The sequence below is a fragment of the Mesorhizobium vachelliae genome (assembly GCF_033977325.1).
GTDB classification, from domain to species: Bacteria; Pseudomonadota; Alphaproteobacteria; order Rhizobiales; family Rhizobiaceae; genus Mesorhizobium; species Mesorhizobium vachelliae.
The window spans coordinates 1-20,226 of sequence record NZ_JAVIIR010000009.1; the positions used below are offsets into that span (position 1 = coordinate 1).

The following is a 20,226-nucleotide window of genomic DNA, read 5'->3' on the forward strand; positions in this document are numbered from 1 at the left end:
GCACACCACCTCGTGGCCGACCTCGGCAAGCACAGCGGCCTGGACCAGACCGACATAGCCAATCCCAAACACCGTCAAATTCATTTGGTTCTATTTCCTGTCAAAGGCCGGCCCGCGAAAGCGGTCCGGCCGGTTCAGATGTCCCCCAGGCCCAACGGCCTGGCTGGTTCGGCATGATCTTATCCCAAAACCGGTTCCCACTTTTGGGGATCATGCCTAGTTGGAATTGCTTATGTTGCACGCCAGCGATTCCGGAAACTGGCATGGCTGCCCCAGGGCGGTGAAAGCGACGCGCTTGACCTGCAGGGTCACCTTGCTGCCGGGATCGGTGAAGGCGCCCATCCAGTTGGTCAGCTTGTCGCTGCCCCAGAGGCTGAAGAAGATTTTCTGCGAATGGGCGGGCAGCTCGTCCGGGTTGGTCACTTCATGGACGAGCTTGCCGTTGACATACCAGCGCAGCCGGTGCTTCTCCCAGACGAAGCCGTAATCATTGAAGCCCTTGTCGGCGCCGCCTTCGACGTCGACCAGCTTGCCGTTCTTCGGCTTGCCCTGGATGTAGCTGTTGACCTGCACTTTCGACGGGTCCTTGGTGAGGACCTCGAAGTCGATCTCGTCCCAGGGCTGTTTGTCCTGCGGGCCGATATAGGAGAAGAAGGCGGCGTTGAGGCCGGAGCCGGTACCGGTCTTCATGCGCGCCTCGTAGACGCCGTAACCGTAGCGCTGCTTGGTCTGGATCTCGGCGCAGGCGAACTCGCGGTCCTTCAGCTTGCGCTTTTCGAAGCCCAGCGACAGCACGCCGTCGGAAAGCCGCACGAGGTCCTTCGACCAAGTGCAGTTCTGATGGGCGCCATTGGTCCAGCCGTCCGAGACGAACCAACGGGACTGGTTGAAATTCGAGAAATCGTCGACGAAGGACGGCGCGCTTTGCAGCTCTTGCTGTCCCTCTTGCGCATGCGCGGGGTGCAGGCCCACCGCAAGGGCCACTGCCATCGCAAACAGGCTGCCGACGAAGCCCAGCCGCAGACTGGTTAATCCGCTCCCCGGCGCATGCGACATCGCGCAAGCCGCCGCGGTGGAGGTGTTGTCCGGATTTGCGTTCATAACAAACTCACCTTGTGTTGTTCCGCCCCAACCCAAAGTCATCCTTGGCCCGCGCGAGCGAGCCGCTTCCGATCTTCCGCCCTTGAACTCCTCTCTATTCCTCGTTTTTACGCAATTCCGGACAGAAAACCGCTCACACTTTTCCTGGAATTGCTTCAGTGCCTCGTACCGATGACGGCGCCTGAAGGCGCCATCAGCCTCTGGAGCGTTTCACCGTTTCACGGAAACGGCGAACCGCTCCATCTCCTTGTTCCCACGCAATTCCGGACGGAAAACCGTTTTCACAGTTTTCCTGAAATTGCTCTTGCCGTCGCCTGCTCAGCAGGCCGACCGGAACCATCCTCGACGATCGCGTCGAGCGAATGACGCAGTTCCTTCATCAAACCTTTCTGGCGAGCGAGCTCCGCAATACGCCGCTCGCAATTCAGGATCGAGTTGGTCATCGCGCTGACGTCCGATCCCTTGCTGGCCGATGCCGAACCGTTCTCCATCGCCTCGACCAGAAAGGCCGCGTTGGCGGCCGTCGACTTGTAACGGTTCTCCAGCCCGGTTTTCTCCGCCTCGATCTCCGCCGAGATCTGGTCGAACAGCTTCGCCAGCCGGTCGAAACGCTGGAGATCGGTCTGCCGGTCGCGCGCCGGATCCCGGGATCTGAAGCCAAAAATCGAAGCCATCCTATCGGCCTTTCGAAATTGCTGCATTGCAACATAGACTGCCATTCCAGCAGCGACTAGGCAACATCATAGTTTTCGGAATGCGGATTTTTTGAGGGGCGGCAGCTTCCGGGACGATGCGGATCACTCGTTTGCGGCGCTGGTTGCCGCCATCAGGAACCGCATCGGCGGTATTTGCTGCCGTGCAACAATCCCGGTGCGGCGGAACAGCGCGTCGAGCTTGTCGGTGGCGACGCCGCGGACGATCGGGATCAGATTCGACTGGCTTGCGAAGGCGTAGGCCGCGGCCGATGCCAGCCCACGCTCGGCTTTCACGTCAAGGAAGTTGCGCAGCCGGTATTTGTCGCGGACATGGCGCTCATGGCGCCGCAACGCAGCCTTGGAGCGCTCCGGAAGGCTGTCGATCTGAAGCAGCGCCAGATCGGCATCGGCAAGACGCTTCAAATCCTGCGTCCTGTGGCGGCCGCTCAGCGAATCGGCACGCACGATCGCGCCATAGCCGCAGGACTTGATGACCTTGAAGCGCGCGCCGCAGGCGACAGCGCGGGCGTAGAGCTCGTAGTCCTCGCCAAGCCTGAGGTTCTCGTCGTAGCTCAGCCCGTGCTGCTCGAGGAAAGCCCGGCTGATCACCGGCTTGAGGAAGCCCAGCTCGCCGCGCCGCACACGGCGGCGCGAGATGTTGCCGTCGATGAAGCGCTCGAAATCGAGAAATTCCGGCTCGGCCGCGAAAAGCGGCGCCGCGACCTTGGCGAAGTCGGGCGCGGCATCGTCGCGGATCAGCATGATGTTGTCGGCGGCGAAATCCCAGTCGACACTGGCGAAAAGCCGGCGAAAGCGGCCTTGGAGGAAGAAATCGTCGGCATCGAGAATACTGATGAAGGGCGATCTGGAGGCCCGGATGGCGGCGTTGCGCGCGGCGGAAGGACCGCGATTGACGTCGAAGCGGATGACGGCAAGCCGGCCGCTGCCGTCATCGGCGGCCAAGGCCACATCCCGGGTGTCGTCGGTGGAGGCGTCGTCGACCACGACGACTTCGGCGACTTCCGTCTCGCGCAGCGCCGAAGCGATGGCGACGGAAATCGTTCGCGCCGCATTACGCGCGGCGATGATGACGCAGACTCCCGAGGTCGCCACCGGGGTCACCGCGGGGGTCGTCACAGGCATCGTCACGGGCATGGGCTCACCTTTCGCTTGCATGATTGGCCGCCCCGCCCATGATTTTGATCATTTCGCTCCGCGCCGGCTCGACCGTGGCCGGGCGCTCGAAGATGCGCCGGCTGAGGTCGGCGGAGGCCGCCCAGCCGGCTTCAGCCAGGTAACGGACCGGCTCGCGGCCGCAGAGTTCCCACAACACATGGCGGCGCTGCGGCCAGCGCAGGGAGGCGAGCCACGGCGCCATGACCATGTGGAAGAGATCGGCGTTGTCGATGCGGGCCAGAATGCGGGTGGCGCGATCCGAAAGCAGCGTGCCTGTGGCGCCGAGCAGCACATCGGCCGCGCGCAGGCCGAGGAGCAGCGTATCCGCCAAGCCCTGTCCGGCGGCGTGATCGAGCACCCTCTGCTGCTCGGCTTCGCTCAACCGGTCGGCACTGGCCCTGACGTCGCAGACATAGCCGGCGCAGGGCTCGCGATTGAAAAAGGCCTTGGCGACGCTGATCGAGGACAAAAGCAGCGTGTCGGCCGCCGAGATCACCGGCATGACCGCTCCGGCCACCTCGACTTGGCGCTTGCGACGCAGGAAGCCGTCGATGTCGCGCGGGCTCGGCGAACCCGGCTGCTGCAGCCGGTGATGGAGGTCGACCGTCGATGCCCTCGCGCCGTCTTCACGAACCATGTGCTGCTCGCCGAGGAAGCGGACCCACCAGACGGAACGGGATTTGCCGGCAACCTCGTAGCCGATCGCCCGCAACGCCTCGCGGGCCTTTGCGAAGGTGGCGGGCGAAACCAGTATGTCGACGTCGCCGGATGGTTTCATGAAGTGGTCGCCATAGAGCAGATGCTGCTGGAGCGGCCCCTTGAGGAAGACGAAATCGACGCGGTTCTCGCGCAACGCGCGATCGATGGCTATCGAGTCGCCGATGCAGGCGGCGTTCATCAACATCGTGCGCCGACGGTAGCCGTCGAGCCAGCCAGGCAATTCCGCAGGCGCGGCACCTTCGGGCGCATGCTTGAGCGCCTTGAGCAGGAACACGGCGACCTTGTTCAGCCTGGCGATGTCGGCGACTTTGGCCGCCGAGATTGGGGCCGCCGAGATCGGGGCCGCCGAGATTGGGGGCGCGGCGATCGGGGCGTTCGAGACGGTCGGCGCGGGCACATCGGCCCGGCCATCCGTGATGCTGGATCGTGGCGCGAAAAACAGCCTCAGGCAGGCCTGCACATAGGCGACTTCGTCGGCGCAGCCGGCGGCGCGCAGCCTTTCATAGGAGCCATCCTGCACCGCCATGCCCGATGTCGTTCTCCGCAAAATGCCGCCCAAGGGGCTTATACCGCACCTGCGAAGAAAAGCATCGGGAAAATTGACGCGATGACCCAAAGCCGAGTTGGGATCGCCTCGCGTCTGCAACCCAAGCGTTTAAAACCGCTGTGCGTTCAATCACTTTTGAAGACGATCCCTGAGACGCTCCAGCGGGCCGGAAAGTGGCGTTTTTTTGCGGCAATTCCTTCGCATTTGCGAGATTCTTTTCTCGCCTAAAAAATTATCATAACTAAATCAAATGCTTATTTAAACGGCAAAGACCTGAGGTTGAATTCCTGGATGGGTGAGGTTTAGGATGACGGTGCCCACGGCTTGATCCTCAAGGAATGCGAGCGCAACCAAGAATTGATTAATGGTTGGTAAATCAGGCTTGACTCATGGATGGTGCCGTGCAGCAATCGCGCTGCAGCATAGCGATATGCTGGCGGCATTCTGCAGCCGCTTCCAGTCCTTAATTGGAGAGTAAAATGGAACAGAATGTTGAAAAGCATGAGTACGAAACCCCCAGCCTGACGGTTCACGGTTCGATTGAATCCATCACGCAGGGCGGTGCTGGCACGACGGCGCTCGACGCGAGCTTTCCCGCGCACACGCCGGTCGGCGAGCTGACTTTCTCTTAAAGCTTACTGGCATCCGGGTGTCTAAGTTGGGGCTCCGGATGCTCTCCAACAGGTGAGCCGGGGGGCTTTTGTCCCCCGGGCTTCCTGCCGAGGGTCGCAGGCAGCCGATCCACGGCGAAAGTCCCAAGGGCGCGGTGGCCAGCAACGAGGTTTTAGGATGGACTGGAACCCCTCGGACCATGACCGCGTGGTCGCGACCGGCGAGGCGGTGGCTTGTGAATTCGGCGCCGGACTGGCGCTGCTGCACCTCAAATCCAACGTCTATTACAGCCTGAACGGCGTCGGTGCCTTCATCTGGGAGCAAATCCAGGAGCCGCGATCGGTGCTCGATATCCGCAGCGCCGTGCTTGCGCGCTACAATGTCGATGCCGAGCGCTGCAAAGCCGATGTCGAGGGCTTGCTCAAGGGGCTGACCGAAGCAGGGCTTGCGAGGCTCCACCGTGAGGAACTGGTCTAGGCTCCGCTCGCTGAGCGGCCGGGAGATGCTGTTTCTGGCGCGCTGCCTGATGGTGGTGAGCGCGGTGCGGCTTGCGCTGACGCTGTCTTCCTACAACCGTGTCCGCAGCGCGGTCACGCGGCTGGACGCCAGAAGCGACGCCAGCATCGCCGACCTGCGGCGTGTCGCCTGGGGCGTTGCCGCCGCGGCGCGGCTCGTGCCGGGCGCCACCTGCCTCACCCAGGCGCTGGCCGGGCAATATCTGCTTGCCCGCCAGGGCAACGCCTCGAAGATCAGCATCGGCATCGAAAAAGGGACCGGCAGCACGCTCAAGGCACATGCCTGGCTGATGAGCGGCAACCACATCGTGCTCGGCGGCTCGATCAACGGATTTGCCCATCTGGTCGACCATGGATCATGACCGATGAGCGGCGTCGTCGGAATCATCCATGGTGATAACGGCCGGCCCGCCGGGACCGGCGATATCCAAGAAATGCTTTTGCGCATGCGCCACCGCGCCCTCGACGGCAGCTCCTGGTGGACAGAGGGCGGCGTGGCGCTCGGCCACGCCTGGCTCGACACGACCGGCGAGGACGGACCCGGCCCGCTGACCATGGCCGGCGGCAAGCTCGCCATCACCGCCGACTGCCGGCTGGACAATCGCGACGAGCTTCTGGCGCGGCTCGGCCGGCGCGATCGGTCGATGACCGACGCGGCGCTCGTCATGCGCGCCTATCTCAAATGGGGCGAGGCCTGTCCGACCTATCTGCAGGGCGATTTCGCCTTCGCGATATGGGACGGCGAGCGCCAGGCGCTGTTTTGCGCGCGCGATCATTTCGGCGTCAAACCGTTCTACTATCATTCGAGCGGCAGGCGCTTTGCGTTCGCCTCGGAAATCGGGCCGATCCTGGCGCTGGACGGCGTCGGCAGGCGGCTCAGCGAGCACCAGATTTCCGGCTTCCTCGCCGGCTTGCCGGACGATCCGCAGGCCACGCCCTATGCCGAGATCTTCCGGCTGCCGGCACGGCACAGCATGACGGTCGCGGACCGCCAGGTGACGCTGAGGAGATACTGGCAGATCGAGCCGTCGCAGCGGCCGCCGCGTTCGGACGCGGCCGAGGAATTCAGGCATCTCTTCGCGCAATCGGTGGAGAACCGCATGCGCGGCACGCCTGCCGTCGGCGCCATGCTGAGCGGCGGGCTCGATTCTTCCTCGATCGCTTGCGTCGCCGGTCTTCGCGCGGCGGCGCAGCGCAACCCGAGGCTCAAGACCTTCTCGCTGGTGTTCGACAAGGGCTCGTCAATGGACGAGAAGCCGTTCATCGATGCGGTGCTCGATGACAATCCGCTCGACGCCACGCTGATAGCCGTCGGCAACTACGCGCCCTTCGCCGAATTTGAGCGCATCCTGGAGGAGCAGGAAGGCACGTTCCTGGCGCCCGGCCTGTCCCTGACCCGCGGCCTTTACCGCACCGCCGGCGCAAAGGGCGTCAAAGTGCTTCTCGACGGGCATGGCGGCGACGAGGTCGTCTCGCAGGGCCATGGCCACCTTCACGAACTCGCCAATGCCGGCAGGTGGCTCGAGCTGTGGCGCGAATTACACAGCGCCGCCAATACCTATGGCGAGGGCATGCTTTCCCTCTATTTCAAGTTCCTGACCATCTACGGGCCGGCCTGGCGGGTCGCGCGAATGCGATCGACGGCAAGACGCGTCGTCGGCAAGCTGCGGCGCAGGCCGGCGCAAGCCGCGCGCGTCGCCTGGGCGGGCCTGGTCAACCCTGAGCTTGCCAGGCGCACCGACCTTTCCGAGCGTTTCCATCGCTGCGGCTACATGCCCGCAGCCGTCACCGCCAGCGAGGCGCTGACGCATCGCTGGCTGCTCTCCACCGGGCTGGTGCCGCACGCCTTCGAAGTGCTCGACAAGGCCGCCGCCAATTTCGGCGTCGAGCCGCGCTATCCGTTCTGGGACAAGCCGCTCGTCGAATTCTGCCTGGCATTGCCCGGCGAGGAAAAGCTCAGGGACGGGTTCGGCCGCCATGTGCTGCGCCGGGCCATGCAAGGCATCCTGCCGCCGCCGGTGCAATGGCGGCGCGACAAGATCGATTTCACCGCCAACCTAGTCAAGGGCATGCTCGGCAATCACCGCGAGCTTCTGGACAGGCTGCTGATATCGGACAGCGAGCGGATCGCGCCCTATGTCAACCTGCCGGAAGTGAACGCGGTCTATGAGCGACTGCTCAGCCAGCCCGAGCAGGCGACGCTACCGGATGTCCAGCATGTCTGGCGCTCGGTTTCGCTGTCGCTTTGGCTGCGGCAAGTTGAAGGAAGTCCCGCATGAACCTGCCGATCGCTTCCCTTGCGCGGCCCGAGCCCGCCAGCGAGACGACGGCGCCAGGCGGACGCATCCGCCATTTCTACAAGGCGTACGGGCTGATCGTCAGCTCGGAGGTGGCGCTGCCGGAACTGGAACCGGCGGCGCCGGCGACACCGGACCTGGAGATCGCGGTCGGGCCGGTCGGCTTTCCCGACTCGGCATCGCCGGGCGCCACGGCGTTCCGCTTCGAGCCGACGCGCCAATATCTTTCCTGGCAGGCGGTCGGCGCGTTCATGATCAGCGGCGCCAGCCGGATCGAGGTCGATCCGGCGCCGGGTATCGACGACCCGCTGCTTGCCTTTCCGCTGCTCGGGCCGGTGATGGCGCTCGCTCTTCACCAGCGCGGGCTGCTCGTGCTCCATGCCAGCGCCATTGCCGTAGGCCGCAAGAGCGTGATCTTCATGGGCGACAAGGGCGCCGGCAAGTCGACGATGGCGGGCGCGATGATCCGCGCCGGCCATCGCCTGCTCACCGACGATGTCGTGGCGCTGGATCTGTCCGATCCGGAGCGGCCGATGATCCTGCCCGGATTTCCACAGCTCAAGCTCGCCGCGGACGCCGCCGGCGCCATTCGCCTCGATCAGGTGGAGGTGCGTCCGCAGGTGCATCCGCAAATCGACAAGACGCAGCATCGGCTGCGCGACGGATTTGCCGCTGGAGCGGTGCCGGTATCGCGCATCTATGTGCTCGAGCGCGGCGATCGGGCGGCGATCTCGCCGCTGATCGGGGCCGCCGCGCTGCCTGCGATCATCAAATTCTCCTATGTCACGCGGTTCGGCCGGCAGGCGCTGCCGGGCGATTCCGCCTCGGTGCATCTCAGGCAATGCGCGCAGGTCGCCGGACGGGTCGGCGTCAGCCGCCTCGAAGTGCCGGCCGGGCTCGGCCGGATCGACGAGGCGGTCGCCGCGATCGAAAACGACCTGGCGTCCGGGACAAGGTGAGCCAGGCGCATGGGCTGGTCCTCGAAGCTTCGCCTGTCGCTTTTCCGGGACGTCGCCGGCTTCGGCGCCATGATGGCGCATGTCGGCGGGAGGCGCACGGCGACGGCGCTTGCCTTCCTGATCCTGGGCAGTCTCACCGAAGGCATCTCGATCCTGTTGCTCGTTCCGTTGCTGCGCCTGATCGGCAAGGCCGAGCAGGATTACGCGGTGCGGGTGCCGGAGGCCTTGCATTGGCTGGTGCCCGGCGGAACGCTGTCGCTTGCCACCGTGCTATGCCTGCTTGTCGCGCTGGTGGCGCTGCAAGCGATGTTCAACCGCTTCAAGTCGGTCTACATGGCGCGGCTGCTCTATGACTTCGTCAACCGCGTGCGCATGAACCTGTTCGAGAGCGTCGGCAAGGCGCGCTGGGGCGTTTTCACCCGCATCCGCAGCTCCGACCTCGATCATGCGCTGAACGGCGATGTAGACCGGGTGCAGGTCGCCGCCTTCTCGCTGCTGATGCTGACCCAGGCGACGCTGCTTCTCACCGGCTATCTCGTGGTCTCGCTGTTCATCTCGCCGGTGATGACATCCTTCGCTATTTTCATCGGCCTGGTGCTGCTGGTTGCTCTGCAACCGTTCAGGGCGCGCGCCAGCGCCTATGGCCGCACGCTGACCGGCAACCGCCAGGACCAGTACCGCACGGTCTCCGAGTTCCTCGGCGGCATCAAGGTGGCCAAGAGCCTAAATGTCGAGGCAAGCTATTTTGCCGAGCTCGGCGCGACGCTGGACAGGATGAAGGCCGACAACATCGCCTTCGTCCGCAACAGCTCGCTCGGCACTGCGCTGTTCCAGGTCACGAGCGTGATCGGGCTCAGCCTCTTCATCTATATCGCGCTGGTCCGCTTCCACCTGTCGTTGGCCGAGATCGTGGTGCTGCTCCTGGTCTTCATGCGCGTCGCGCCGCGCTTCATGGACATGCAGCTCCAGACACAGCAGGTGCTGATCAACCTGCCGGCCTATGCCTCGATGAAAAGCCTCCAGGCCCGCTTCGACGCCGAGCGCGAGCCGGAAGAGAGCGTGGCCGGACAGGGCGCGAGACTGTCGCTCGATACCGGCCTCAACGTCCGCGACGTCTCCTTCGCCTATGGCGAGGGCGACGGGAAACCAGTGGTCAGCGATATCACCTTCGGCCTGCCGGCCGGCAAGGTGACGGCGCTGATCGGCCCATCCGGCTCCGGCAAGAGCACGATCGCCGACATGCTGCTCGGCCTGCTCGAACCAACCAGCGGCCGGATCCTGGCCGACGGGGTGGAGATCACCACCCGGAACCGCAGGGCCTGGCGCGATCAGGTCGCCTATGTGCCGCAGGACGTGTTCCTGCTGCACGACACGATCGCCGCCAATCTGCGCCTTGCCGCGCCCGATGCCAGCGATGACGAGCTCTGGGCGGCCTTGCGCAACGCCCATGCGGCCGATTTCGTGGAGCGGCTGGCATTGCGGCTCGATACGGTGGTGGGCGACCGCGGTGTGCGGCTCTCCGGCGGCGAGCGGCAGCGCGTCGCCCTGGCGCGGGCGCTGCTGCGCAAGCCCTCGCTGCTCATCCTCGACGAGGCAACGAGCGCGCTAGACTGGCAGAATCAGTCGCTGATCGCCCAATCGATCGAGGCGCTGCGCGGCGAAATGACGATACTGACCATTGCGCATCGGCCGTCGATGATCGCCTTCGCCGACTGGGTCGTTGCCATTGAGAACGGACGCATCGTCGAGGTCGGACAATATCGGCGGCTGAAGACAAAAGCCGGCAGCTGCCTTGCGAGGATGCTGTCGGGCGAGCAGGCCGAGCGCGAAATCACGCCCCCGGTCGAGGCCGGACAGGCCCCGGCGTCGGTCGAACGATCAGTGGAGGCTGCGCCTGGCGCTTAGCTTTTCGCCTTCGGCGACCTTGTTCAGGATCGTGCCGCGGTCGGCCTCGCGGGCCTTGTCGGCCGATGTCGGCGTGGTTGTGCCGATCATGGCGAAGACCAGAAGGAAATAGCCCGCCTGGATGATGACGGCGCAGACAATGGCACGCAAGAGGATGGTGCCCGCCGAAGCGCCATCGAAATATGACCAGCCGATGACGATCGCCAGCGCGAACATCATGCCGATGATGAATTTTGGCAGAGACATGTTCGCCGGTCCTTCAACCGAGACGAGCATGCAGAAGCTGCGACTTACCCACCCGCGTAACTCCCCGTTGCGCCAAAGAACTCTTTCTGGCTGCCCAAACCGGCCGGTTGCTTCCGGCCTTCCTTACCCATGCAGACTATGACAGGAACAATTTGCGACTCTATTAAGGCGGGCCGATTGGAGCAAGGCCCGACAGGTATGGTTTCCAACCATTTTACGAGATCGGCGCCACCATGCTGCGTCGCACACTCTGGCCGCGGCAGCTATTCAATGCGCTGTCTGTCGCTTTAGTAAAGCGCGTCACTTTGATTAGTATTTTATCTGAATAACTTACCACCGCGAGTGCTTCCAGCGGTGCGCAACCGCGTTTCTTCTGCAGCAAGGAACGCACTGTCCAAAAATGGCCCAAAAGGCGAACTACATTTTCCCGGTTTTCTCTCACCTTGTCATAAACGTGCCACAAAGGTGAAAATTTGGGCACGGCAGGTTTATTATTTAGTCAATTCATGACGAGAACATTTCATCGCGATGGGAAATTGTGTGTTGCGCTGCAGCATTTTTTTGATATCTTGCCGTAAACCATCCGTTCAACGTATGGAGCTTCTGCATGAGGGACGTCGCCAAGTCGGCTAATGCGGGTTTTTCGCAGGTCGGCGTTGATTTTCCACCCCCCATCGGCGGTCTAATCAAACGCAGTTTCGACATCGTCGGTTCCCTGACCGGGCTGGTCCTGCTCAGCCCGCTCTTCCTGATGGTCGCCCTGCTGGTCAAGCTTTCGGACAATGGTCCGATCTTCTACGGCCACAAGCGGATCGGCCGCGGAGGCAGGATTTTCTCCTGCCTCAAATTCCGCACCATGGTTCCGGACGGCGAGCGCGTGCTCGCCGCCTATCTGGCGGCCAATCCGGAAGCCAATGCCGAATGGATCGCGACGCGCAAGCTGAAGAACGATCCGCGCGTCACCCGCGTCGGCCAGGTGCTTCGCAAGCTCAGCCTCGACGAGCTGCCGCAGATCCTCAACATCCTGCAGGGCGACATGAGCCTTGTCGGCCCGCGCCCGGTCGTGCGCGACGAACTGGAGATCTATGGCAGCGCCGCGGTCTATTACCTGAAGTCGCGCCCGGGCCTGACCGGGCTGTGGCAGGTGAGCGGCCGCAACGACGTATCCTACGACACGCGTGTCGCCTTCGACCGCCACTATGTCGAGAACTGGTCGTTGGTCGAGGACATTCGCATCATCTTCAAGACGGTTCCTGCCGTGTGGATGTCGCGCGGCAGCTATTGACCGACGGGCCTGCCCCGCAGAACTCGGGGCAGGTATCCGGAAATGATCTCATCGGGCGGATGGGGCCAAACGGATCGGAAACGTTCATTTGACAAAAAACCTCTTCGGACTGTCTTTCGCCTGCAGTCTCATATCCCGGACACCGGCCCGCTTCGCGGGCTTCGTGCTTGCGGCGTCGCTGGTCATGCCGCAGTTCGCCGTTGCCGGCGATTATCGGCTTGGCCCACAGGACAAGCTCAACATCCGCGTCGCCGAATGGCAGACGGTCGACGGCACGTTCCGCGACTGGTCGGCCATCAATGGCGAGTATTCGGTCGGCCCCGGCGGGACGCTCTCGGTGCCGTTCGTCGGCGACATGCAAGCCGCCGGCAAGACGACAGCGGAGATCGCTTCGGCGATCGGGCTCGCGCTGCAGCGTAAGCTAGCGCTGCCCGACAAGCCGGAAGCCTCCGTCGAGATGGCACAGTTCCGGCCGTTCTACATTTCGGGCGAAGTGCAGAATCCCGGCCAGTTCCCCTTCGTGCCCGATCTGACGGTGCTCAAGGCAGTCAGCATTGCCGGCGGCATAAGGCGTAACGCCGATTATGGTCCCCAGCTTGGCAAGGATCTGGTCACCGCCAAGGGCAGCTATGACATCTATGACGACCAGCGTATCCGCCTGCTCGTCAAGCGGGCCAGGATCGATGCCGACCTCGCCGGGAAGACAACCTTCGAGGTGCCCAAGGAAATCGAGGGCGATCCGAGACTGGCGACGATCGTCGCCGACGAAACGGCGATCCTGGTCTCCGACCAGAAATCGCTAAAGCTGAAGCTCGATGCGCTCGACGATTTGAAGGGCGTGCTGCAGGCGGAAATCGAATCGCTGCAGAAGAAGATCACCAACCAGCAGAAGCAGGTCGACCTCGCCGAGAAGCAGGCCGACAGCATCGGCCCACTGGCTCAGAAAGGCTTGGTCGCCAATGCGCGGCTGCTTTCCTCGCAACAGTCGGTCACCGACCTGCAGGGCAAGATCCTCGACTATGAGACGGCCATCCTCACCGCCAAGCAGTCGATCAGCAAGGCCGAGCAGGACGCCATCGACGCCAGGAATTCGCTGAATTCCACCCTTACCGCCAACCGGCAGCAGGCCGAGGCCGATCTGAACGAGGCGACGTTGAAGGTCGGCATGCAGAAGGGCCTGATCGCGCAGGCGTCGGACCCCGCGACGGCGGCCAGCATGACCAGCGACCAGGAGCCGGCCCTGCTCTATTCATTGGTGCGCGTCGCCGACGGCAAGACGAGCGAGGTCGAGGCCAAGGAAGACACACCAGTCCTGCCGGGCGACGTGATCAAGGTCAAGCTGGCGCCGACGGCCAGCCAGTAGCGCCGCCGACCCGAGCTTGCCCGAAGCGAGCCGGGAACCGGAGGCGGGAGGGACAAGCCAGGCTCGTTCGCGTCGCGGCGCGGGCGGGCGATCTGTTTTGGACCGCTTGAAGGCATAACATGCAGCCCCCAGCCCCGCGTCACGTCTATCTGAACCTCGACGCCATCCGCGGCGTGGCGGCGATCAGCGTGATGCTCTACCACTTCTCGCCATTCCTGGCCGCCGGCAAGGTGCTGCCGTCGAGCTATCTCGCGGTCGATCTGTTCTTCCTGCTCAGCGGCTTCGTCATCGCGCATGCCTATGACCGCAAGATCGAGAACGGCATGGGCTTCGGCACTTTCGTGGCCATCCGCCTGATCCGGCTCTATCCGCTCTATCTCGCCGGCACGCTGCTCGGCTTCTTCTATCTGCTGGTCAAGAACAGGCTGATGCCGGCCGAATACATGCCGTTGTCCGAGATCGGCCTACAACTGACGACCGGCATGTTCTTCATCCCGCTGGTCAGCGATGCCTACCACACGATCTTCCCGCTCAATCCGGCTTCGTGGTCGCTGTTCTTCGAGCTCATCGTCAACATCGCCTATGTTGCGGTCTTCGTGCTTCTGTCACGACGCGTGCTGATGGGGATCGCTGCCGTCAGCCTGGTGCTGCTTGTCGTCGCCTCGATCCTCGCCGGCACGCTGGATTTCGGCATGACCGGGAACACCATCCTCAGCGGGCTGCCGCGCGTCACCTTCTCGTTCTTCCTCGGCGTGCTGGTCTGCCGCTCGATGGCGCGCTGGCAAGGCAGCCTCGGCTTCCTGCGGCGCGGCCTGTGGGTCGAGAGCGCGATCCTGCTCACCCTTGCCGTCTTCGCCATCGCGCCGGCCGGCGGCGCGCGCATCGTCTACGACCTCGCCGCCATCGTCATCGTCTTCCCGATCATGGTGATGACCGGCGCGGTGGCGCCGACCGCGCCGCTTCTGTCAGGCTTCTATGGCTGGCTCGGGCGGATCTCCTATCCGATCTATATCATCCACACGCCGATGCTGATGATCATCGCCGGAGCCGGCAAGGCCTTCTCGATAGACCCGTTCGCGCATCATCCCTGGTTCGGGCTCGTGATGGCAGCCTCAGTCGTCGTCATCGCCGACATCGCCACGCGCATTTATGACGAGCCCGTGCGTCGCTTCCTGCAGCGGCAGATGCAGCGCGCCCGGGCCATGGCGTAGAGCGGCTCACTTAGGAAGGATCCAACGGACCAATCCGGCATGAAGATTCCGAAATCCATTCTGATCGATCCCGATCGAAACGAGACCTACGGCGTCTTCGCCGTCGCGGTTTCCATGATCGCCTTCGCCTACTCGCCCAATTTCGGCCAGATCCTGATCCTCGCCTACTACGCCGTCTGGCTGCCGCTGCTGTTCGTCGACTACCGGCGCTTCACCTGGAAGCTCTCCAGCGCCTGGCTGCCCATTCTGCTTGCGGCCTATGTCTGCTCCTCGGTGTTCTGGTCCCAGGCGGCGGGCATCAGCGCGCGCGCGGCGGTGCAATATTCCTCGCATATCGTCTGCGCCTATGTCGCGGCGCGCACCATCAATGTGCGCACGCTGGTGGTGGGCTCGCTGATCGGCATCTTCTTCGTTCTGCTCTATTCACTGGGAGTCGGCGGTTACGCGCTCGACACGATAGACGGCACGGTCAATTTCGTCGGCGCCTTCAGCTCCAAGAACCAGATCGGCTTCTTCTCCTCGCTCGGCATCTTCTTCTGCCTTGCGTTCCTCGTCTTCTACCGGCGCAACTGGCTGGGCTTCGTGTGGACCGCGCCGATCATGCTTCTGTCGGCCTATATGCTGGCCATCGCCCATTCGGCGACGTCCGTGGCCTCGCTGCCGGCGGTGATCGGCATCGTCATGCTGCTCACCATGACCAAGGTCCTGTCGCTGCGCTATCGCCGCGTGCTGTTCATCGTCGGCGCCGGCGCGCTGGTGACGGGCGTCGTTGCGGCGCTCAATCTCGGCCTGCTGGATGTCGTGCTCGGCGTCTTCGGCAAGGATTCGACGCTCACCGGCCGCACCTATCTGTGGGAGCAGGGCTGGGAGGCAGCGCAGGAGCATCCGCTGCTCGGCTACGGCTACGCCGCCTATTGGGTGCAAGGCTTTGCCGATCCGGAGCGGCTGTGGGCTGAGTTCTACATCTCAACCCGCTCCGGCTTCCACTTCCACAACACCTATGTCGAGACGCTGGTCGAGATCGGCTTCATCGGCGTGACCCTGCTGGCGCTGGTGATCCTGCGCTCTTTCTACGGCCATGTGTCCAAAGTAGTGTTCGGCGAGTGGAGCGCCGATTCGGTGGTGCTTGCCGGCGCGATCGGGCTGATGCTGATCCGCTCCTTCTTCGAGGTCGAACTGCTCGGCCCTTACTTCATGGCGTCCTTCATCGTCTATTACGGCCTGTTCACGCTGACCCCGTTGCCGGCTGTCCGGCGCCGCAGGGCGGCCATTCCAGCCGAGGACGAGCGGCCTGCCAATGGCCGCATGCCAGTCGCCATCTGATCACTGGGACGCAGCCGCCGAGCGTGCGACAGCGGCTTGGATCAACCGGTCGGCAAGGATCGCCAGGAAGGCGATCGACAGGCCGGCGATCAGGCCCATGCCGGCATCGGCCTTGCCGAGCGCGACATAGACCGCCTGGCCAAGATCGCGCGTGCCGACGAGGGCGGCGATAGCCAGCATCGAGAGCGCCGCCATGATGGTCTGATTGAGGCCCAGCATGACGACCGGCAAGGCGAGCGGCAGCTTAGCCTGCAGCAAGGTCTGCATCGGCGTCGCACCCATCTGCTCGACCGCCTCGACGACATCGGCGCGCACATGCCGCAGTCCGTGCTCGACATAGCGGATCGGCGGCACGATGGCGTAGAGCATGATGGCGATCAGCGCCGTGAACTCGCCGACCTTGAAAAACATCAGCGCCGGGATGAGGAAGACGAATTGCGGCATGGTCTGCAACGCATCGCAGATCGGCTTCAGGATATGCGAGACGCGGTCGCTATGCGCCGCCCATGTGCCGAGCGCGCCGCCGGCCAGAAGGCAAAGCAGGACCGCCAGCGTGCAGAGATAGAGCGACTGCACCAGTTGCGGCCATAGGCCGTTGACCAGGATCAGCCCGAAGCCGACCAGCGCGAAGAGGCCGAGGCGCGGCCCGCCCACCTGGCCGGCAAGCAAGGCGACGGCAAGGATGAAGACAGGCCAGGGCAGATCGAGAAAGCCGGTGTAGAGGACGAGGCCGGCGGCCAGCACGGCGAGCCCGCCTCGCCAGCCGAAGGCGCGCATCGCCAGCGCGGCCAAGGCCAGCACCAGGACGACATAGCCGGCCAGCACCGGTGGCGGCAGCGCGAAGCCCCACATGGCCGGCGTCGCCGAGCCCGAAATGCCGACGCGCAGCGGCAGGAGCAGGCAATAGAGCACGGCGTTGCGCACGCCGTTGAAGAACCAGGCATAGTCGCGCACGAGTCCCAGCAGCCACTCGTTGACCGCGCCCATCTGCATGCGCAGCCCGGTTTGCGGCAGAAGCGTCGCATCGGGCATGGCAAGCCGGATGACCACGGCAAGAGCCAGCGCGACCGCCAGCCACAGGGCCAGTCGGCGCGGCGTCATCCAGCGCATGGCGCGCGTCGGTCCGGTCTCCGGCGCCTTGGCGAAGCCGATGGTGAGGCGGTCGATGAGGATGGCGAGCAGCGCGATGACCAGGCCGGACAGAATGCTCTGGCCAAACTCGGCCTTGCGCATGGAGGACAGGACTTCCCAGCCGATATCCTCGAAGCCGCCGATGATGGCGGCGACGATGACCATCGACAGTGCCGCCATCGTCGTCTGGTTGAAGCCGACGAGAAGCTGCGGCAGCGCCGTCGGCACCTCCACCTGCAAGAATTGCTGGCGGCGCGTGCAGCCGCTCATCAGGCCGGCCTCGCTGATCGCCGCCGGCACACGGTCGAGCCCAAGCATGGTGTTGCGCACCATCGGCGGCGTCGCGTAGATCGCCGAGGCGATCAGCCCGACCACCGGCCCGAAACCGAACAGAAGCAGGAGCGGAATGAGATAGGCGAAGGCCGGCACCGTCTGCATCAGGTCGAGCGCGCCGAGCAGCACCGGACGCCAGCGCGGGCGAGCGTAGCCGAGAACGCCGAGCAGGAAGCCGAGCACGGTCGAGATCGGCACCGCCAGCAGCACCAGGGCAAGCGTGTTCATGCTTTGCGGCCAATAGCCGGCGAGCAGGATATAGGCGAGCGTGGCGAGCGCGAAGATCGCCAGCCGCTCGCCGCTCGATTTCAGCGCAAGGGCGGCGACAGCCAGCATCACCGCCGGCCAGGGCAGCCAGGCGAGCGCCAGCCGCGCGCCGCGCATCGGCGCATCGAGCAAGGCTGAGAGCGCCCGGAACCCGGGCTGGATGACGGCGACCACCACGTCGGTCACCGCGTTGATGTAGGAGGCCAGCGGCAGCGTCCATTCCTTGGGGAAATTGACCAGCCAGGGAAGTTCGGTTTTCAGGAGCAGGCAAAGCAGCGTCAGCACGGCCAAACCACACCAGGGAAGAAGGGCCGGCGCGATGGCGAACCTCTGCGGTGACCGTGCGATCGCGGCCGGCGCCGTCATGAGCTTTTGCGCCTCGCCTGCTCGCGCTCCAGCACGGCGAGCACCGCGCCGGCGCTGAGCACCGCCGGCGGGCTGTCGCCGGCGCCCGGCACCGTGAAGGCCGCTACCCCGGATGCGAGCCGCGGGATAAGCGCTTCGAGGCTGGTGTCCGCGGCAACGCTTTGCTCGGGCAGCGGCGCCCCGTTCGCCGGTGAGGCGACGTCGCCTGCCGTGATGACCCGCAGCAGCGGCATATCCTCGGTGAACTGCGCGACATAGTCGTCGGCCGGGCTGAGCACGATGTCGGCCGGGCGGCCGATCTGCACGATCTTGCCGGCACGCATGATCGCCAGCCGGTCGGCCAGGCGGAAGGCCTCGGCGATGTCGTGGGTGATGAAGATGATGGTCTTCTTCAGCATGCGCTGCAGGCGCAGGAACTCGTCCTGCATCTGCTTGCGGATCAGCGGATCGAGCGCCGAGAACGGCTCGTCGAGGAACCAGAGCTCCGGGCCCACAGCGAGCGAGCGGGCGATGCCGACGCGCTGCTGCTGGCCGCCGGAGAGCTGATGCGGGAAGGACGCCTCGCGGCCTTCGAGCCCGACCAGCGCGATCATCTCGCGGGCGCGGGCCTCGCGCTCCTTCGGCGGCTTGCCCTGGATCTTCAGCGGAAAAGCGACATTGCCCAACACGCTGAGATGCGGCAGCAGGCCGAAATTCTGGAACACCATGCCCATGGCGTGGCGGCGCAGGTCGATGAGCTCCTTGCCGCTGGCGGCGAGCAGGTTGCGGCCGTCGAGCAGGATCTCGCCGGCGCTCGGCTCGACCAGGCGCGACAGGCAGCGAACCAGGGTCGACTTGCCCGAGCCGGACAGGCCCATGATGACGAAGATCTCGCCGGTCGCCACCTCGAAGCTGGCATCGACCACGGCCGGCAAATGCGCTTCCGCGCGCAGGCGCTCGGCCAGCGCCTCGGGATCGATCACATAGCCGCGCGAGTCGAAATAGTAGCCCGGGCGCCGGCCATAGACCTTCCAGACATTGCGACAGGCAAGCTTTATCGGACGCGCGGCAGTGTCCATTCCCATCAATCCGTGCCGATTGTTCGCCCGGCTCCGCGCATTGCGGAAGCCGGGCCTTTGTTGCCCTCAGCCCTTGTCAGGCATGTCGGCGAATTATCCCTTGGCGCCATCCAGCCAAGGTTTCCACACCGTCTCGTTCTTGTCGATCCATTCCTTGACGACGGCGTCGAGATCCTTGCCCTGCTTGTCGACCGCCAGCATCAGTTTCTGTTGCTCGGTCGCATCCATCTTGAACGCCTTCAGGAAGGTGTAAGCCGCCGGCCATTTGGCGCCGAAGCCCGACCAGACGATCTTGTCGACGTCAGGCGGCGTGATGCAATGATCGTTGGTCTGCTGCTTGCAAGGCGGCATCGTCACCCAGCCGACATCGTTCTCGGCCAGCGCGTAATGCGGTCCCCAGAACATCATGATCAGCGGCGTCTTGGCCGCTTCGGCCGCTTCGAGCTCCGCCACCAGCGCGCCTTCCGAACCGGACGGCACGGCAGTGTAGGGCATGTTGTTGTCGGCAAGGATGGTCGCGGCGCGCGAGCCCCAGTCGGACGGGTAGTCGAGGAAGCGGCCGTTGGGCGCGGTCTCGGGTGTCGCCAATGCCTGCACGCATTCGGGCTTGTTCAGCGCATTCCAGTCCGGCAGGCCGGGGCAGACCTTCTCCATGAATTTTGGATAGATCCAGCCTTCCTGGGTCTTCAGATCGAGCTTGCCGATATCCTCGATCTGCTTGGCGGCGAGCACCTTCGGATAGATGTCGCCGACATTGTTCAACCAGATCTCGACCGAGGCGCTGAGCGAGCCGTCGGCAAGGCCTGAGAATTGCGGAAAATTGCCGGCGGTGACGTATTCGACCTTATAGCCGAGCTTTTCCAATATCTGTCCGGCGATGTGGGTGGAGACGTGCGCGCCGGTCCATTCCAGCATGGCGAGCTTGATCGGCTCGTCCTTGGCGCCGAGATCGGCGGCGACGGCAGGCGCGCCTGCCGCCAGAAGGGCGGCAAGCGCAATGGCATTCAAGATCGGCTTCCTCAGCATGATGTTCCCCTTTGTTTTTGGTTGGTATCGCTGTTTGCCGCACAGAAGTGTTGCACAATGCCGGCCGGCGACTTAACAAATCTGGACGCC

The 20,226-nt window shown here is 64.2% G+C and carries 19 protein-coding genes; 10 read left to right on the forward strand and 9 right to left on the reverse strand.

Annotated features, from left to right (window positions below):
- From RFM41_RS19350 to RFM41_RS19370, 5 genes are all read right to left on the reverse strand, one after another.
- The coding region (locus RFM41_RS19350; RefSeq protein ID WP_320319255.1) for a hypothetical protein at nt 1–84 on the reverse strand (84 nt) is incomplete at its 3' end.
- A gap of 132 nt (nt 85–216) precedes the next feature.
- Nucleotides 217–1,101, reverse strand: coding sequence for an endo-1,3-1,4-beta-glycanase ExoK (gene exoK, locus RFM41_RS19355; RefSeq protein ID WP_320250588.1), 885 nt, complete (start codon nt 1,099–1,101; stop codon nt 217–219).
- 281 nt (nt 1,102–1,382) lie between these two features.
- Entirely contained in the window at nt 1,383–1,775 is a 393-nt protein-coding gene (locus RFM41_RS19360; protein ID WP_320250586.1) for a hypothetical protein, read from the reverse strand.
- A gap of 123 nt (nt 1,776–1,898) precedes the next feature.
- Nucleotides 1,899–2,951: a glycosyltransferase family 2 protein gene (locus RFM41_RS19365; protein WP_320250585.1), complete on the reverse strand. Its 1,053-nt coding sequence runs from the start codon at nt 2,949–2,951 to the stop codon at nt 1,899–1,901.
- 4 nt (nt 2,952–2,955) lie between these two features.
- The gene (locus RFM41_RS19370) at nt 2,956–4,218 is read right to left on the reverse strand and encodes a nucleotidyltransferase family protein (RefSeq protein ID WP_320250583.1); all 1,263 of its coding nucleotides are present in this window, start codon (nt 4,216–4,218) and stop codon (nt 2,956–2,958) included.
- 500 nt (nt 4,219–4,718) lie between these two features.
- Here RFM41_RS19370 and RFM41_RS19375 point away from each other — a divergent pair, with 500 nt between their 5' ends.
- The 6 genes from RFM41_RS19375 to RFM41_RS19400 all read left to right on the forward strand — a co-directional run bounded on the left by RFM41_RS19375 (nt 4,719) and on the right by RFM41_RS19400 (nt 10,527).
- Nucleotides 4,719–4,871 (forward strand): lasso RiPP family leader peptide-containing protein, encoded by a 153-nt coding sequence (locus RFM41_RS19375; protein WP_320250582.1) that lies wholly within the window; start codon nt 4,719–4,721, stop codon nt 4,869–4,871.
- A 157-nt stretch (nt 4,872–5,028) separates the two neighbouring features.
- Nucleotides 5,029–5,328, forward strand: a complete 300-nt coding sequence (locus tag RFM41_RS19380; protein ID WP_320250580.1) for a PqqD family protein — start codon at nt 5,029–5,031, stop codon at nt 5,326–5,328.
- A complete protein-coding gene (locus RFM41_RS19385) occupies nt 5,312–5,728 on the forward strand; it encodes a lasso peptide biosynthesis B2 protein (RefSeq protein WP_320250578.1) in 417 nt (138 codons plus the stop codon). The genes RFM41_RS19380 and RFM41_RS19385 overlap by 17 nt, the downstream gene beginning before the upstream one ends.
- Nucleotides 5,729–5,731: 3 nt before the next feature.
- Nucleotides 5,732–7,645 (forward strand): lasso peptide isopeptide bond-forming cyclase, encoded by a 1,914-nt coding sequence (locus RFM41_RS19390; protein ID WP_320250577.1) that lies wholly within the window; start codon nt 5,732–5,734, stop codon nt 7,643–7,645.
- Nucleotides 7,642–8,622 carry a serine kinase gene (locus tag RFM41_RS19395; RefSeq protein WP_320250576.1) on the forward strand — a complete coding sequence of 327 codons (981 nt, stop codon included), beginning with the start codon at nt 7,642–7,644 and terminating at the stop codon, nt 8,620–8,622. The genes RFM41_RS19390 and RFM41_RS19395 overlap by 4 nt, the downstream gene beginning before the upstream one ends.
- A gap of 9 nt (nt 8,623–8,631) precedes the next feature.
- Nucleotides 8,632–10,527, forward strand: a complete 1,896-nt coding sequence (locus RFM41_RS19400) for an ABC transporter ATP-binding protein (protein WP_320250574.1) — start codon at nt 8,632–8,634, stop codon at nt 10,525–10,527.
- On the opposite strand, the gene RFM41_RS19405 is transcribed toward RFM41_RS19400, so the two are convergent.
- Nucleotides 10,501–10,773 (reverse strand): exopolysaccharide production repressor protein, encoded by a 273-nt coding sequence (locus RFM41_RS19405; RefSeq protein ID WP_320250573.1) that lies wholly within the window; start codon nt 10,771–10,773, stop codon nt 10,501–10,503. The two genes, RFM41_RS19400 and RFM41_RS19405, sit on opposite strands and share 27 nt — an antisense overlap.
- Before the next feature lie 607 nt (nt 10,774–11,380).
- On the opposite strand from RFM41_RS19405, the gene RFM41_RS19410 reads away from it, so the two are divergent.
- The 4 genes from RFM41_RS19410 (at nt 11,381) to RFM41_RS19425 (ending at nt 15,955) form a co-directional block, all read left to right on the forward strand.
- A complete protein-coding gene (locus RFM41_RS19410) occupies nt 11,381–12,058 on the forward strand; it encodes a sugar transferase (RefSeq protein ID WP_320250571.1) in 678 nt (225 codons plus the stop codon).
- A 184-nt stretch (nt 12,059–12,242) separates the two neighbouring features.
- On the forward strand, nt 12,243–13,421 hold the full coding sequence (locus RFM41_RS19415; protein ID WP_320250619.1) for a polysaccharide biosynthesis/export family protein: 1,179 nt from the start codon (nt 12,243–12,245) through the stop codon (nt 13,419–13,421).
- Nucleotides 13,422–13,540: 119 nt separating this feature from the next.
- Nucleotides 13,541–14,632, forward strand: coding sequence for an acyltransferase family protein (locus RFM41_RS19420; RefSeq protein WP_320250570.1), 1,092 nt, complete (start codon nt 13,541–13,543; stop codon nt 14,630–14,632).
- A 39-nt stretch (nt 14,633–14,671) separates the two neighbouring features.
- The gene (locus RFM41_RS19425) at nt 14,672–15,955 is read left to right on the forward strand and encodes an O-antigen ligase family protein (protein WP_320250568.1); all 1,284 of its coding nucleotides are present in this window, start codon (nt 14,672–14,674) and stop codon (nt 15,953–15,955) included.
- On the opposite strand, the gene RFM41_RS19430 is transcribed toward RFM41_RS19425, so the two are convergent.
- The 3 genes from RFM41_RS19430 to RFM41_RS19440 form a co-directional block, all read right to left on the reverse strand.
- Complete coding sequence (locus RFM41_RS19430; RefSeq protein ID WP_320250566.1) at nt 15,956–18,052, reverse strand: ABC transporter permease; 2,097 nt, start codon at nt 18,050–18,052, stop codon at nt 15,956–15,958.
- Nucleotides 18,049–19,110, reverse strand: coding sequence for a quaternary amine ABC transporter ATP-binding protein (locus RFM41_RS19435; protein WP_320250564.1), 1,062 nt, complete (start codon nt 19,108–19,110; stop codon nt 18,049–18,051). Before RFM41_RS19435 ends, RFM41_RS19430 begins: the two co-directional genes overlap by 4 nt.
- Before the next feature lie 93 nt (nt 19,111–19,203).
- Nucleotides 19,204–20,136 (reverse strand): ABC transporter substrate-binding protein, encoded by a 933-nt coding sequence (locus RFM41_RS19440; protein WP_320250562.1) that lies wholly within the window; start codon nt 20,134–20,136, stop codon nt 19,204–19,206.
- Nucleotides 20,137–20,226: the final 90 nt, after the last annotated feature.

Excerpts from the sequence above, each read along its gene's own strand:
- exoK (WP_320250588.1), bottom strand. The coding sequence starts at position 1,101 with ATGAACGCAAATCCGGACAACACCTCCACCGCGGCGGCTTGCGCGATG.
- RFM41_RS19360 (WP_320250586.1), bottom strand. The coding sequence starts at position 1,775 with ATGGCTTCGATTTTTGGCTTCAGATCCCGGGATCCGGCGCGCGACCGG.
- RFM41_RS19365 (WP_320250585.1), bottom strand. The coding sequence starts at position 2,951 with ATGCCCGTGACGATGCCTGTGACGACCCCCGCGGTGACCCCGGTGGCG.
- RFM41_RS19370 (WP_320250583.1), bottom strand. The coding sequence starts at position 4,218 with ATGGCGGTGCAGGATGGCTCCTATGAAAGGCTGCGCGCCGCCGGCTGC.
- RFM41_RS19375 (WP_320250582.1), top strand. The coding sequence starts at position 4,719 with ATGGAACAGAATGTTGAAAAGCATGAGTACGAAACCCCCAGCCTGACG.
- RFM41_RS19380 (WP_320250580.1), top strand. The coding sequence starts at position 5,029 with ATGGACTGGAACCCCTCGGACCATGACCGCGTGGTCGCGACCGGCGAG.
- RFM41_RS19390 (WP_320250577.1), top strand. The coding sequence starts at position 5,732 with ATGAGCGGCGTCGTCGGAATCATCCATGGTGATAACGGCCGGCCCGCC.
- RFM41_RS19395 (WP_320250576.1), top strand. The coding sequence starts at position 7,642 with ATGAACCTGCCGATCGCTTCCCTTGCGCGGCCCGAGCCCGCCAGCGAG.
- RFM41_RS19400 (WP_320250574.1), top strand. The coding sequence starts at position 8,632 with ATGGGCTGGTCCTCGAAGCTTCGCCTGTCGCTTTTCCGGGACGTCGCC.
- RFM41_RS19405 (WP_320250573.1), bottom strand. The coding sequence starts at position 10,773 with ATGTCTCTGCCAAAATTCATCATCGGCATGATGTTCGCGCTGGCGATC.
- RFM41_RS19410 (WP_320250571.1), top strand. The coding sequence starts at position 11,381 with ATGAGGGACGTCGCCAAGTCGGCTAATGCGGGTTTTTCGCAGGTCGGC.
- RFM41_RS19415 (WP_320250619.1), top strand. The coding sequence starts at position 12,243 with ATGCCGCAGTTCGCCGTTGCCGGCGATTATCGGCTTGGCCCACAGGAC.
- RFM41_RS19420 (WP_320250570.1), top strand. The coding sequence starts at position 13,541 with ATGCAGCCCCCAGCCCCGCGTCACGTCTATCTGAACCTCGACGCCATC.
- RFM41_RS19425 (WP_320250568.1), top strand. The coding sequence starts at position 14,672 with ATGAAGATTCCGAAATCCATTCTGATCGATCCCGATCGAAACGAGACC.
- RFM41_RS19430 (WP_320250566.1), bottom strand. The coding sequence starts at position 18,052 with ATGACGGCGCCGGCCGCGATCGCACGGTCACCGCAGAGGTTCGCCATC.
- RFM41_RS19435 (WP_320250564.1), bottom strand. The coding sequence starts at position 19,110 with ATGGACACTGCCGCGCGTCCGATAAAGCTTGCCTGTCGCAATGTCTGG.
- RFM41_RS19440 (WP_320250562.1), bottom strand. The coding sequence starts at position 20,136 with ATGCTGAGGAAGCCGATCTTGAATGCCATTGCGCTTGCCGCCCTTCTG.